The sequence below is a fragment of the Gordonia tangerina genome, assembly GCF_021556435.1.
Classification (GTDB): Bacteria; Actinomycetota; Actinomycetes; order Mycobacteriales; family Mycobacteriaceae; genus Gordonia; species Gordonia tangerina.
The window spans coordinates 155677-169426 of the sequence record NZ_JAKGCU010000001.1 but is presented as its reverse complement, the minus strand read 5'-3'; the positions used below and the strand labels follow the sequence as shown (position 1 = coordinate 169426).

The following is a 13750-nucleotide window of genomic DNA, read 5'->3' as shown; positions in this document are numbered from 1 at the left end:
GATGTCAGCGATCCTCAAATGTCAGACGGGCGAAGAATCCCTCCACCGCAACACCGGCCTGCGCCCGGATGTCCTCGATCGGATCGCGGTCGGTGTGCGTCCGCGTAGAGGGGCGGGCGATTGCGAGGTGGGTGACCCCGAATACCATGTTCGCCGCGAGCGCGGCGAGCTGCGGATCCGGGCTCAGGCCCCGCTGCCGGGCGTCGTCGATCATCCGTCGAGCAATCCGATCCTGCAGTCGCAGAATGAGATCCAAACCCTCGGCGCGATACATGTCGTCGGAACTCCCGAACAGCAGTTCACGCTGGTAGGCGAGCCCATTCGTCGGATGGCGGTGCGCGTACTCGACAATCGGCAGCACCATCTGAGTGACTGCTTCCGCGGTCTCGCTCTCGACGGCGCCACGCTCCGCGCCGGCCTCGAGCGCGGTCCGAAGCATGTCGTTGAGCACCATGAGCAGGAGCTCACCCTTCGACGACGCGTACCGGAAGACGGTCCCGATCGCGACATCGGCCCGCTCGGATACCTGGCCGGTCGAGACGTCCTCGAATCCACGCTCCGCGAAGAGTTCGGCAGCGGCACGAAAGATCCGGTCCTGCTTGTCACGCATGTTGCGCGCTCTGCGGCCACCGGATTGGGGCGACAGGGTCGTCATGGCTCGAACCTCCAAGAGATAATGAGTGGACTCAATAATGAGTGTACTCCACAACTGAGCCATCGCCAGTCGACCAAGGAAATCCACCGACCCTGTGGCGTTCCTCCATCCCGGCGCAGGCGTCACTGACTCCGAATCTGCTCGGTGCACTGGACTCAGTGGGCGCCACCTCAGACGACGGTGCATCGGTGCCTGGTGTCTGCGTCGACGGCACCTACGATGTCGAGGACTCGGACGGTGCTGTCGGCCCCCGGATAGAGCCCATCCGACGTCACCGGTGCCGGCGGTGTGTTTGGGTACCTCCGAGGCGTCCGGCGGTGGTGGCACCGTGGTCGCGATCGATGGCACATCAGCGTTGTTGGGTGGTCGGCAGTAGCCCGCCGACTGTCGACGGTCCTGAGTGCGCTGAACGTTGCGGGCACCGGTACGTTCAACGCACACCGCAACGACGATCGGAGCGCCGCCGATGACCGCTGAGCCGATTCAGGGCAGACGACGACTCCCCATATGGGGCTTCATCGTGCTGGCCATCGGATATCTGGCGATCATCCAGACGGTGCCGCTGCTGACCACCCCGGACGGCGCCGAGTACGGCAACTTCGAAACCGTCTCCGAGATCACCCGCGGATTGTGGGTGACCACCGGCCTGGGCTGTCTGATCGTGCTGATCGCGGTCGGAGTGCTGCGCTGGTGGCGGCCGGTGTTCGTCGAGGAGAACCGCCTACCCCGGTGGGTGTGGCTGTTTCCGGCGGTGATGCTGTTCGCGATCGTCGCCGGAACCGCCTACTCGCGGTTGGCCGACAAGGGTCTCACCTTCACCATCCTGCTGCTGCTCGGCACCCTGGCCGTCGGGTTCAGCGAAGAGGGCATCTTCCGCGGCATCGGTGTGGTGAGCTTCCGCGACGCCGGTTACAGCGAGCCCATGGTTGCGCTGTGGACGTCGGTGCTGTTCGGGTTGGCGCACGCCACCAACCTCTTCTCCGAAGGCGTCGGCGCCATCCCGCAGGTGCTGACGACCGCCATCGCCGGGTACTTCTTCTACCTCGCACGGCGCGTGTCGGGGACGCTGATCTTCGCGATGGTCCTGCACGGCCTGTGGGACTTCGGGCTGTTCACCAACACGATCGGCGACGACATTGGTCTCGGCGCGATGCTGTTCATCCTGGTCGACATCATCCTCGCCATCATCGCGTTCGCGACCATCCGCAAGCTCTTCGCACTGCGCAAGACCGCGTCCGCGGACGTGCCGCCGAATACCTGACCCGGGTATTTCAGCGCGGTTTCAGCATCGGCGTCGCACACTCGGGGCATCTGTCGTCCGGCCAGGAGTTCCCGACGGTGTGGTCCGCCACTGCTCGCACGTTACTGATGGCTGTGCTGTCGGCGGCCGGATTCCTCGCACTGCCTGCCGAGCCTGCGGCTGCGACGCCCGCGCCGATCAGACCCGCTCCCCCGCCCGGGTCGCTGATCGTGGCCTTCGCCGACAATCAACTCACCTACTGCTCGCTGATCTGTCCGCATCTCGTCGACTTCGTCGTCGACGTCCCGCGGGCGCTGGTGCAGGCTCCAGGTGTGTACGACTCGGCCCGCTCGAACGGCCATTCCCTCGAGCGCGCAACGGGTATCGCGGCGGCGACGGTCACCGCACCGGCCCGCTCGGCGATGAGCGGGATCATCGACAACGACCTTAACCTGGTGTTGCCTCGCGCACAGAACGCCCTCGAGGTGGCGGTGGTGGAGATACTCGACGTGGCCGACGTCGCGTGGTCGGGCGCAGATTCGGCGGCAGTGGGAGCACGCGTCGACACCGGCCGGGCGCGTGTGCTCGACGCCCTCACGGCACCGATCGTGCCGAATCCACCACAGATCGCCGTGCCGACGACCCCCGCGCAGCAGGCGGCGCTCGCCGTCGTCGACACCGGGTCCGCGGTGTTGTTCCAGGCTCCTGAGATCCTGATGACCGGTGCCACCGAGTCGGCCGACGTCGCCGCGAGCGAACTCGCCGTCAGCGGAGATGTCGATCGTGCGCGGGCGGGCGGGATGACCCGATTCGGCGAGTTCCTCGACGCGGCGGACGCGGTCATCGACGCCACCCGATGAGCACGGTCAGCGACTCGCGACGAGGTGGCTGACCACGATCACCACCGCCGCCATCAACCCCGACATCGCGAGCAGGAAGTCTGCGCCGGAACCGGCCGCAGCCGCCCACACCCCACCGAGCACGGCCACGGCAATCATCGCCCAACCGACGCGGCGCACCAGCTCCCAGCGCACGGGCGGTCGCGCCGCAATCGCGGCCATCGCCAGATAGCCGGCGGTATCTGCCGCGCCGTCCACCACTGCGAAGACCCCGCTGCGCGGTACGTCGGCGATTACCGGCAGCGTCGACGTCGCCAGCGTCATCATCAGCCCGGCCAGCGCGAGCGTGATGACGAGAACGCTCTCACGACTGGTGGGGTCCAATGGTCTGCCACGGTCCGGGTCGTCGGGGTCCGGGTCGTCGGGGTCGGTCATGGTCTCCGTCCAGAATCGGTGCCTCCACGCTACGTTTTTGTGGTGTGGGGGGGTGACCCTTCGTGACGCCCTCCGCAAGCTCCGGGCTCCTCAGGGACCAGATGTTGCGACGCCCTGCGCAAGTCCTCGGACACCCTTGCGCCGTCCCGTGCGGGAGAGCACGATTATCGGTGGAGTGGCTGCGGCCATGGGCCGTCGGTGTGCGACGGGACCTGCGACGGGTCGGCCACCACCAGATGATCTCACTGCGGAAATCCGCACGGAGGCAATCATGTTCATTCAACTCTTCCAAGGAAAAGTATCCGATGCCGACGGGCTGCAACGCTGCCTCGACCGATGGGACACCGAACTGAAGCCGGGCGCGACCGGCTACCTCGGCACCACCGCCGGCATCACCGACGACGGCACCTTCGTGGCGCTGGCTCGGTTCGAATCCCAAGAGGCCGCGAAACGCAACAGCGAACGTCCCGAACAGGGCACCTGGTGGGCCGAGACCGAGCAGTGCTTCGACGGCCCGGTCACGTTCATGGACTGCACGGATGTCACCGAGTGGATGCAGGGCGGTTCCGACGACGCCGGCTTCGTCCAGATCATGGAAAGCCACTCCAGCGACGTCGGCCGCATGCGCGAGCTGATGGGCGAAGTGTCCGACCGGGTGCACGAGGGTCGCCCGGACATCATCGGCGGACTGCTGTGTGGCGACGGCAGTGACTCGTATGTGGAGGCCATCTACTTCACCTCCGAGGCCGCGGCCCGCGAGGGCGAGAAGATGGAGATGCCCGACGATCTGCGGCCGCTGTTCGAAGAGGAGATGCGGTTGATGGGCGACATCTCCTACTACGATCTGCACACCCCGCTGCTGGCGTCGCGCTGAGGATTGTCACCCGCCGATGTCGGTCAATGCGCCAGGTACATGACGATGTCGGTGGTGCCGTCGTCGGCGCGACGGGATTCGACGGCGAACGGGGTGGTGTGGTCAACCCCGACGCCCAGCGTGGTGACACCTTCGAAGGAGGTGGCGAAAGCGATCTCGCGCAGTGTGCGGTACTGATCGTCGGCCGTGAAGTCGAAGGTGTCGGTCAGTTGTGGGTCCAGCACCGGCGCGGACACCGAGACCTGCAGGAACGCGTCACCGCGGAGCGGGACGGGTCGACCCGATCCGTCCTCGGTGACCTGCGGTACGTAGCGGACGTTGAAGCCGACGTCGGAGTCGGTGTCGGTACGGATGACGATGGTGTCGAAACAGTCTCCGGCGCTGGGGGTCACGTCGGTGACTCCGCCGTCGGTGACCGGGGCGAGCGGCGGTGCGGTGTCGGCGGCGGTGTTCCAGGTGGCCGGGTCCATGCCGTCCTCGACACAGTTGGTGTTGCCCGGTGATCCGGCGGCTTGGCTACTCGCCGCAGTGCTGGGGGTGACAACCAGCGTGCTGGTCACGGTGGCGACACCCACGTCGTCGTCGGAGTCGCCACACCCGCTCAAGGCCGCCGCGCCGACCAGCATCACCGCCACCGCCATCGCCCGTCGTTTCATCATCACGCTCCCTCAGATCCGGCATCGAGCGTAGTGGCGGTCTAAGACTGACTGCGGCACGCTGCGCCGTCGGTCAGGTGAATACCTCCGAGGATGCCCGCTGGTGCAGCTCCTGTAGGGTTCGCGCCTGCCGTTTCGCATCCTCGTCATGCATGCGGAGTTGCTCGACGGTGTCCCGGTCGACGACGTCGTCGCCGAGGGCGATGCCGAGTTCCCACATCGCCTTCTTCGCCAGTACCAGTGACCGCATCGCCTCAAGCGCGAGGACGCGCCGAAACCGCCCGCGGGTGGGGCGCAACGGGGCCACGACGCGGCGCACCCCGGCGGTGAGAGCGAACGTCGGCGGTACCCACGACTCGGACAAACCACTCACCGACGCCGCCCAACCCCGAGAGAAGGTGGCCTCGTCGGCGAGTTCGTCCGGTAGGTGGTCGAGCCGGCCGTCGGTCCAGGGATCACCGGCCAGCAGTTCGGCCAATCGAATGCCGGCGCCCGCGCCGACGAGGTGCATGCGCAGATACGTCGCGAGGAGTTGACGGCGGTACGGACTCGGAGTGGTCATGGTGACCGGATACCCAGGACAGGGCGGGTTGAGACACGTGCCTGCCGCTCTGAGCCACGACATCCGCATAGCGCTACCAAGCAACTGCTTGCTTTGCTAGCTTGCCAACGATGGGATTCCTGAAGCAGAACACCCCTGAGATCGACTTCCCGACGTGGAGTCAGGGGACGCGGGCGGAGAAGATCCGCCCGATGGCGAAACACTGGGCCGAGGTCGGGTTCGGGACACCGGTGGCGTTGCACCTGTTCTATGTCGGCAAGATCGTGGCTTACGTCCTGGTCGGGTGGATCCTCGTCGTCGCGACCCCGGGTATCGACGGGTTCTTTGATGTCACCGCCTGGTACAACGAGCCGATCGTCTTCCAGAAGGTCGTGCTGTACACGATGCTGTTCGAGGTCATCGGCCTCGGCTGCGGATTCGGGCCGCTGAACAACCGGTTCTTCCCGCCGATGGGATCGGTCCTCTACTGGCTGCGACCGGGCACCATCCGCCAGCCGCCGTGGCCGGCACGCATCCCGCTCACCCGCGGCGACACCCGCCGACCCCTCGACGCGGTGCTCTACGGCGCCTTCCTGCTGATGCTGCTGGTGGCATTGTTCGGTTCCGGTACCGGACCGATCCCCGCGCTCGACACCACCGCCGGCGTTCTGCCGGTGTGGCAGATCTGGACGATCCTGATACTGCTCGCGGTCCTCGGCCTGCGGGACAAGACCGTCTTCCTCGCGGCCCGCGGCGAGGTGTACGCGGCCCTCACGGTGACGTTCCTGTTCGCCGGCGCGGACATGATCATCGGCGCGGAACTGATCTTCCTGTGCATCTGGCTGGGCGCGGCCACGTCGAAACTGAACAAGCACTTCCCGTTCGTGATCTCGACGATGATGTCGAACAACCCGATCTGGCGGTCGCCGGCGATCAAACGCAAGTTCTTCGAGAACTTCCCCGACGACCTGCGCCCCGGGCGACGCTCCCGCTGGATCGCCCACTTCTCCACCGCCGTCGAGGGTCTGGTCCCGATCGCGCTGTTCTTCTCCCACGGCGGCTGGGTCACCGCGGTGACCGCCACCGTCATGCTGATCTTCCATTTCGGCATCCTGTCCTCGATTCCGATGGGGGTGCCGCTGGAATGGAACGTCTTCATGATGTTCGGCGTGCTGGCGCTGTTCGTCGGCCACGCCGACATCGGCCTCACCGACCTCCAATCCCCCTGGCCGATCGTGTTGTTCGCGGTGTCGGCGGGCACTGTGGTCCTCGGTAACCTCTCGCCACGCACCGTGTCGTTCCTGCCCGGCATGCGCTATTACGCCGGCAACTGGGACACCAGCCTGTGGTGCATGAAGCCGTCGGCGTCGGCGAAGATCGAGAACGGCATCGTCGCCATCGCCTCGATGCCGGCCGCGCAGCTCGAGCGGTTCTATGGCTCCCCCGAGGCGGCGCAGATCCCGCTGTACATGGGATATGCGTTCCGCTCCTTCAACAGTCACGGCCGGGCATTGTTCACGCTCGCCCATCGCGCCATGGCGCCCCACGACGAGTCGGCGTATGTGCTGACCGACGGCGAACGCATCTGCTCGACGGCGATGGGCTGGAATTTCGGCGACGGCCACATGTGCAACGAGCAGCTCATCGCCGCGCTACACAGCCGCTGCCGGTTCGAGCCGGGCGAGGTACGTGTCGTGCTGCTCGACGGGCAGCCCATCCACCGGCAGACCCAGCAGTATCGGCTCGTGGACCCGGCGATCGGTGAACTCGAACGTGGCTACGTCAACGTAGCCGACCTGGTGACCCGCCAACCGTGGGACGACACCGTCCCGGTGACCGTCACCTGGCGCGCTGACGCCGAGACGGTCTGAGCCACATATAGACCTGGTGTTCGCCCCGCCGCAACCCCGCTCGAGTCGTCGAACCGTGCCTCACTATGCACGATCGCCGCGGCAGCCTTCACTGACCGAGTCGGCATGCAACACACCACGACCCCGGCGCCAGGGAGAGTGGGCACCGGGGTCGTGGCAGCTGGGTGTGGCGGGTCGGGGTTTACTTCCACACCCAAATCCAACGGCGCAGGCGCTTGTCGAACTGGCGAACCCGACGACGGCGGCGCTGCGGGGCGATGTTGGTGTTCTTGGCGGGAGTCGGCATCGTTGCCCTTCCTGTTCGGTCCGGCCTCACGCCGGCGCATCTCTGACAGGAACAACGATGCGCCCCGAACCTGGTCAGCACATCGGGTCCGGCTGGGAGATTGCTGACAGGACATCCGAGGTCTTTGCTCAGGACTCGGCTCCCCTGACGATGGACCGCAGCCGCTGCATGGCAGCTATTCCTCGGTCAGCTCGTCCAGCGACGCCTCCGAGGTCGCGCTGATGACATCGAGCACCCGCTCGTAGGACGGCGCATCCGATGAGACGATCGCCGCGTGGTCGATGTCGGAGAGCAGGACCAGCGAGGCGGTCCCGTCCTCGCGCTCCACGGCTTCGACATAGCGGCGCGAATTGACCGGGGCCACAACGGTGTCGGCCGAGCCGTGCATCGCGATCACCGGCGTGTCCGGATCGATGTTCTGAATCGGGTCCACCGAGGTGTACCTGTCGGGCACCTCGCCGGGAGTGCCGCCGAGCACGGTCACGATGCGGTCATCACCGTGTGTCGCGGCGTAGCGCATGTCCAGGGGACCGGCCAACGACACGACTCGGGTGGGCCGGAACACCGGACGGGAACCGACTTCGTCGTTCTCCAGTTTGTGTCGGGTTCCGCCCCACACCGCCAACTGCGCACCCGCACTGTGCCCGACGACGAGCTCATCGTCGGTGGTCAGTTGCGGGTAACGCTTGTCCACGTCGACCACATGATCGAGGGCACTGGCGATGTCGCGGAAGGTGGTCGGCCACCCGCCACCGGATCCGACACGCCGATACTCGACGTTGTAGACCGCCATCCCCCGCGCCGCGAGGTCGCGAGCCAACGGGTCGAACAGATCCGCACCCAAGTGGCTCTGCCAGGAACCGCCGTGGATCAGCACGACCAGCGGGACGGTGTCGGGTTCCTGAGCGTCGGCGGGCAGGTAGAGGTCGGCCCAGTTCTGTTCGGTGTCGGCGTCGTCGACGGTGGGGTACTCGATGCGGGTGACGGTCACCTGACCCGCATCGGCACCCGAGGTCGCGACTGCGCTGCTCTGGCCGCCGGTCGGTGGTTCGGAACCATCCGAGCCGCAGGCAACCGCGGTCATCACCATCGCTCCGACCAGGCCGATGATCATGGACTTCCTGAAACGCCGCACGCGGGCTCCTGTTCAGCATTCACCGCCGCGACAGCGTCTGCGGTGATTTGTTTGTCGTCAGTGTTGCTCTGCTCGTTCCGAATTGCACTCGCCCACCGGTGGGTGCAGCACCAGCACGACGACGATGGCGATCAGCAGCACCGCGGTCAGGGTCACCGGTACCGGGATGAACGGGTCGAACAGCACCAGCAGCGCACCCACCGGGACCACCGTGTTGACGACACGGTCGGCGTTGGCTCGCAACGCTATCCACCAGATGCCGAGAATGAAGATGGCGATCGGGACGGTGACGGTGAACGACGCCTGGGTCTCGGTGAGTTCGCTGTGATGGGTCAGCACGTCGATCTCCACCTCGATACCCGCCGAGAACGCACCCGCCGCCGCAAACACGAAGTAGTGCACATAGCCGTACCGGATCGACTGCGAAAGTGAGCCGATGGCGCGATGGTGCGGCGGCCAGAAGTAGATCCAGAACAGCGAAGCAGTGACGATGAAGGTCAGAATCGCCAGCGAGATCAGTGGCGCGAGTTCTTCTTCACCGTGCAGCGCCTCGATGATCGCGTTGGCCGAGGCCAACAGGCTCTCGCCCAACAGGATCAGGGTGAACAGGCCGTAGCGTTCGGTGATGTGATGCGGATGCCACGGCGTGTTGCCCGCCCGTTCGGCGACGACGGGCACGGCGAGTTCGCCGGCGATCAACAACACCAAGACGACCGAGGCCACCGGACCTTCAGGAATGAAGAGCCAGAGAATCCACAGAAACTGCACGACTGCAATGCCCGCGGCATAACGCCGGCAGGTCCGCCGGAACTCGACCGACGCGCGCGACGCCCGTAGCCACTGGGCCACCATCGCGAATCGCATGATCACGTAGCCGACCACCAGAAGCGTGAAATTGCGGTCGGTGAAGGTCGGCTCGATTCCCGCCGCGAGCACCAACACACCCGCCATCTGCACGAACGTCAGTACTCGGTAGAGCCAGTCGTCGGTACCGAATGAGGTGGCGAACCACGTGAAGTTCATCCACGCCCACCAGATCCCGAAGAACACGATCGCGTAAGACACGAGGCCGTCGGCCACGTGATTCTCTGTCAACGCATGATGCAGTTGCACAGCCGCGGTGGCCACTGCCACCACGAACACGAGGTCGAAGAACAACTCGAGCGGACCGGCGGAGCGGCCGGGTTCGGCCGGGTCGCGCGGTCGCATGCTGCTCAGGTGCAGTTGAGGCGGCATTCTCATCTTCCCGGTGGGGTCTTGGGTGACGGACCCTCGCATCATGTCACTCGAGCCCCGCCACCGCGGTGGACATCCTTCAATGCGGACCCGGATCAGCCCGCAACGCACTTATGTACTATCGTGAACCAGCGATCAAGTATGACACTGGGGAGGGTGGTCGGCACATTGGTCCGCATACAACGCATCGAGATCGTCGACGACATGGACGGAGAACCGATCGATCCCGATGACTTCAACCGTGTCGAGTTCGAGGTGAAGCTACCCGGCCGTCGGCCGGTTCGCTACCGTTTGGACCTCCGCTCCGCGAATGTCGCCAAATTCGAGGTGGGTATCGCGGAGTACGTCCAGATGGCAGCGCGCGTACCGGCCACCGATGGCCCGGCCAAGGTGTCCACACGCGCCGAGGTGCGGCAACGGAATCGGGCCATCCGGCTGTGGGCACAGGAGAAAGGCTACGAGGTGTCGACACGCGGGCGGCTATCGGCCGAGCTCATCGACGCATTCGACGCGGCGCGTCGTAAGACGCTGCCATGTCAGACGGTTCGGCATCCGACCGTTCACCACCGCATCGGCCGCCGCGATTGACCACCCAGGTGGCACCGAGCGCCATACTCAGCCCGAGGATGGTTGTCCACGTGAGTGGTTCGCTGTACATCGCCGCTCCCCAGACCGCCGTCACCGGCGGCATGAGGAACATCAGGGTATTCGTCGATGTCACGCCGACCCGGCGAACGAGCACCCAATACAGGCCGAAGCCGCCCAAGGTCGAGAACACCACCAGCCACCCGATTGCGAGCCAGAAGTCCAACTGCATCGGCGGAACCACGGCGCCGGTCGCGATCGCCAACGCGGCGAACAACGCCGCCGATGTCACACAATGCACGGTGAACGCCTCCCACACCGACATCGGCGAGTCGATTCGCCGCTCCAAAAAGGTTGCCGCAACGAGACACCCCATACCGATGAGCGGCACCAGATAAGCCCACCACGGCGCGTCGGTGGCCGCACTCGCCGCATCGGTCCACGTCACGATCACCACGCCCGCGGCTCCGACGAGCAAACCCCACCACTGCCGTCCTGTCGCGGCGGTGCCGAGGACCGGCCCGGCCAGTGCGGCGACCACCAGCGGCTGCACGCCGTCGATGAGCGCAGTGGTCCCGGTGCTGACGCCCAGCCCGATGGCCCAGAACACGGTTGCGGCGTAGCCGAACAGCGAGAGCGCGCCGATGACGACCTGATGGCCGTAGACGCGCGCCGCACGGCGAGGTGGTGCTGCCCCACGTCGCACCAGGGCGCCCACCACCACGAGAAGTACGCTGACCACCACAAACCGCCATGCCAAGACGGTGGTCATCTGCGCATCGGCGGCGCCGAGCTTGGCGCCGATGAATCCCGACGACCAACAGAGAACGAAGAGCACCGAAAGGGCCGGTGTCACCCACGAAGCAGCTTTACCGATCGGTGAAGTCATCATGTTCGCGACTTTACCGATCGGTGTAGTATGTGCAAGGTGAGTATCGAGGTCGACTGGACACCAAAGGCGCGGGTGATCCTCGACGCCGCTTCCGAACTGTTCTATGAACAGGGCATTCACGCCGTGGGGGTCGAGGCGATAGCCTCGCGTGCCGGCGTCACCAAACGCACCCTGTACGACCGGTTCGGGTCCAAGGAGCAACTCGTTGTCGAGTACCTACGGGCGCGGGACCTCGCGTGGCGAGAACTGGTCAATGAACGTCTCGCGCAGGCCGGCGACGCGCCGGGGACACGCCTCCGGGTGATCTACGGCGCCACCCGGGACTGGGCTGTCGACCGAAGCCCAAAGGGCTGCAGCATGATCAACGCTCATGCCGAGATCAGCGACCCCGAGCATCCCGCGTATTCGATCATCATCGGCCAGAAGCACTGGATGCTCGACCTGTTCACGCAAGTCGCCGTCGACGCCGGGATCGGGTCGTCGGCGGACGTCGGCGAGCGGCTGCTGCTCATCCATGAGGGCGCACTGGTCACCAACGGGATGGGCGTCCTCGAGGATGCTTTCCGAGTCGCGGAGGAGCTGTCGGTGACGCTGATCGCGACCGGTTGACGATGTTGTCCGCCGCAGGTGCGCGGTAGGCGATAATGCCTGCCATGGCGTCCTCGCGACTCGACCGCTACCTACCCGGACTGGCCACCCTCAAGTCGTACGACCGTTCCTGGCTGCGCGGCGATCTCGTCGCCGGCGTGGTGCTCACCGCCCTGCTGATCCCGGCCGGCATGGGGTACGCCGAGGTGGCCGGCCTGCCGCCGGTGACCGGCCTGTACGCCACCATCATCCCGCTCATCGCCTACGCGATCGTCGGTCCGTCGCGCATCCTGGTGCTGGGCCCGGATTCCTCTCTCGCACCGATCATCGCCGCCGCCATCATCCCGTTGGCCGCCCTCGACGAAGAACGCGTGGCCCTTGCCGGCGTGTTGGCCATCGAGGTCGGCATCGTGCTGGTGATCGGCGGGCTGTTGCGCGTCGGGTTCGTCACCGATCTGCTGTCCAAACCGATCCGGATCGGCTATCTCAACGGCATCGCGTTGGTGGTGTTGTTGAGTCAGCTGCCCAAGCTGCTCGGTTTCTCCATCGAGGGCGACTCGGCGCTGGAAGAAGTGGTCGACTTCGTCACCGGCATCGCTGACGGCGAGGTCGACGGGCTGTCGACCGCGATCGGTGTGTCCTGCCTGGGGGTGATCCTGCTGCTCAAGCTGTGGCGCAGAGCTTTTCCGGGAGTTTTGATGGCCGTCATCGGTGCGATCGTGGTGGTCGCCGTGTTCGGCTGGTCCGACGACATCCCGGTGGTCGGAGCGATGCCACGAGGTCTGCCCACCCCCGCGCTCGGTGGTGTCACCCTCGACGACGTGATCAACCTGATCGGGCCGGCCATCGGCATCGCGCTGATCGCGTTCGCCGACACCAGTGTGCTGTCACGGACCTTCGCGGCGCGCGCGGGCACCACGGTCAACGGCAGTCAGGAGATGGCCGCCATCGGTACCGCCAACATCGCCACCGGCTTCCTGAGCGGCTTCGCCATCTCGGCATCGTCGTCGCGGACACCGGTGGCCGAATCATCTGGTGCCCGAACACAGCTGGCGCCTTTGGTCGGCGCGTTGATGATCGTGGTATTCATCTTTGCCGCCCCGAATATCACCGAGTACCTGCCGTCGTCGGCGTTGGCCGCAGTGGTGATCTCGGCTGCGCTGACGCTGGTCGACATTCGCGGGGTGGTGACGCTGTTCCGGATGCACTGGATCGAGGGGGCCTTGTCGGTTGCGGCGTTCCTCGGTGTCGCGCTGATCGGCGTGCTGCAGGGCATTCTGGTGGCCATCGGACTGTCGTTCCTGGCGTTCATCAACCAGGCGTGGCGGCCCTATCGCACCGAACTCGGACGGGTGCCGGGCGTCCGCGGATACCACGACGTGAGCCGCCACCCCAGTGCCGAACGCATCGAGGGTGTACTGATACTGCGGTTCGACGCGCCGCTGTTCTTCGCCAACGGCGGGATCTTCGATGACTACGTGCGCACTGAAGTGATGCGCGCGCACCGCGACCTGCAAACCGTCATCATCGCCGCCGAACCCATCACCGAGATCGACGCGACCGCGGTCGACGAAATCGTGGAGCTCGACGACTTCCTGCGCGCACAGGACATCACCCTGGTCTTCGCCGAGATGAAGGACCCCGTACGCGACCAACTCGCCCACTACGACCTCACGTTGCATGGCGAGCCGCGCTTCGACGAGAGTCGATTCGCACCGACCACCGGGGCGAAGGTGGATGAGATCACCGGGCAGTGGCGCGGGGATCTGGGGCCCGCATAGTCGGGAGCTGGCAGTTCGTCGGTGGACATCATTCGTGCGACCGACGTGACGGCGGGCCTCCCACGGTGCCGCGCAGCGGTCCCGTACGGTGCTGCGCGACATGACCGCCCATCCGTACGCCCCGCCACCGACGACG

14 protein-coding genes are annotated in these 13750 nt (G+C 65.9%); 7 read left to right on the top strand and 7 right to left on the bottom strand.

Translation table 11 applies throughout. The features are described 5' to 3' along the window. Window positions 1-4 precede the first annotated feature (4 nt). Complete coding sequence (locus L1892_RS00755) at window positions 5-655, bottom strand: TetR/AcrR family transcriptional regulator (RefSeq protein WP_235721538.1); 651 nt, start codon at window positions 653-655, stop codon at window positions 5-7. 466 nt (window positions 656-1121) lie between these two features. On the opposite strand from L1892_RS00755, the gene L1892_RS00750 reads away from it, so the two are divergent. Next, window positions 1122-1916 carry a CPBP family intramembrane glutamic endopeptidase gene (locus L1892_RS00750; RefSeq protein ID WP_235721537.1) on the top strand — a complete coding sequence of 265 codons (795 nt, stop codon included), beginning with the start codon at window positions 1122-1124 and terminating at the stop codon, window positions 1914-1916. A gap of 107 nt (window positions 1917-2023) precedes the next feature. Then, window positions 2024-2755 carry a hypothetical protein gene (locus L1892_RS00745; protein ID WP_235721536.1) on the top strand — a complete coding sequence of 244 codons (732 nt, stop codon included), beginning with the start codon at window positions 2024-2026 and terminating at the stop codon, window positions 2753-2755. A 6-nt stretch (window positions 2756-2761) separates the two neighbouring features. Here L1892_RS00745 and L1892_RS00740 read toward each other — a convergent pair whose 3' ends face one another. Continuing rightward, on the bottom strand, window positions 2762-3169 hold the full coding sequence (locus L1892_RS00740; RefSeq protein WP_235721535.1) for a hypothetical protein: 408 nt from the start codon (window positions 3167-3169) through the stop codon (window positions 2762-2764). Between the two features lie 271 nt (window positions 3170-3440). Between L1892_RS00740 and L1892_RS00735 the strand changes: the two genes are divergently transcribed. After that, window positions 3441-4043, top strand: a complete 603-nt coding sequence (locus L1892_RS00735) for a hypothetical protein (protein WP_235721534.1) — start codon at window positions 3441-3443, stop codon at window positions 4041-4043. 23 nt (window positions 4044-4066) lie between these two features. Here L1892_RS00735 and L1892_RS00730 read toward each other — a convergent pair whose 3' ends face one another. Together L1892_RS00730 and L1892_RS00725 are read right to left on the bottom strand one after the other, a co-directional pair. Further along, complete coding sequence (locus tag L1892_RS00730) at window positions 4067-4702, bottom strand: AMIN-like domain-containing (lipo)protein (protein ID WP_235721533.1); 636 nt, start codon at window positions 4700-4702, stop codon at window positions 4067-4069. A 70-nt stretch (window positions 4703-4772) separates the two neighbouring features. Further along, window positions 4773-5261: a hypothetical protein gene (locus L1892_RS00725; protein WP_235721532.1), complete on the bottom strand. Its 489-nt coding sequence runs from the start codon at window positions 5259-5261 to the stop codon at window positions 4773-4775. A 110-nt stretch (window positions 5262-5371) separates the two neighbouring features. On the opposite strand from L1892_RS00725, the gene L1892_RS00720 reads away from it, so the two are divergent. Further along, window positions 5372-7111 (top strand): DUF3556 domain-containing protein, encoded by a 1740-nt coding sequence (locus L1892_RS00720; RefSeq protein WP_235721531.1) that lies wholly within the window; start codon window positions 5372-5374, stop codon window positions 7109-7111. A gap of 461 nt (window positions 7112-7572) precedes the next feature. On the opposite strand, the gene L1892_RS00715 is transcribed toward L1892_RS00720, so the two are convergent. Continuing rightward, window positions 7573-8481 (bottom strand): alpha/beta hydrolase family protein, encoded by a 909-nt coding sequence (locus L1892_RS00715; protein ID WP_372474947.1) that lies wholly within the window; start codon window positions 8479-8481, stop codon window positions 7573-7575. A gap of 108 nt (window positions 8482-8589) precedes the next feature. Further along, window positions 8590-9768, bottom strand: a complete 1179-nt coding sequence (locus L1892_RS00710; protein ID WP_235721529.1) for a low temperature requirement protein A — start codon at window positions 9766-9768, stop codon at window positions 8590-8592. A 141-nt stretch (window positions 9769-9909) separates the two neighbouring features. Here L1892_RS00710 and L1892_RS00705 point away from each other — a divergent pair, with 141 nt between their 5' ends. Then, window positions 9910-10356 (top strand): histone-like nucleoid-structuring protein Lsr2, encoded by a 447-nt coding sequence (locus L1892_RS00705; protein ID WP_235721528.1) that lies wholly within the window; start codon window positions 9910-9912, stop codon window positions 10354-10356. Here the strand turns inward: L1892_RS00705 and L1892_RS00700 are convergent. Beyond that, window positions 10262-11245, bottom strand: coding sequence for a DMT family transporter (locus L1892_RS00700; RefSeq protein WP_235721527.1), 984 nt, complete (start codon window positions 11243-11245; stop codon window positions 10262-10264). The genes L1892_RS00705 and L1892_RS00700 overlap by 95 nt on opposite strands. Before the next feature lie 36 nt (window positions 11246-11281). On the opposite strand from L1892_RS00700, the gene L1892_RS00695 reads away from it, so the two are divergent. After that, a complete protein-coding gene (locus L1892_RS00695; RefSeq protein WP_235721526.1) occupies window positions 11282-11854 on the top strand; it encodes a TetR/AcrR family transcriptional regulator in 573 nt (190 codons plus the stop codon). Between the two features lie 44 nt (window positions 11855-11898). Further along, a complete protein-coding gene (locus L1892_RS00690) occupies window positions 11899-13614 on the top strand; it encodes a SulP family inorganic anion transporter (RefSeq protein WP_235721525.1) in 1716 nt (571 codons plus the stop codon). Window positions 13615-13750: the final 136 nt, after the last annotated feature.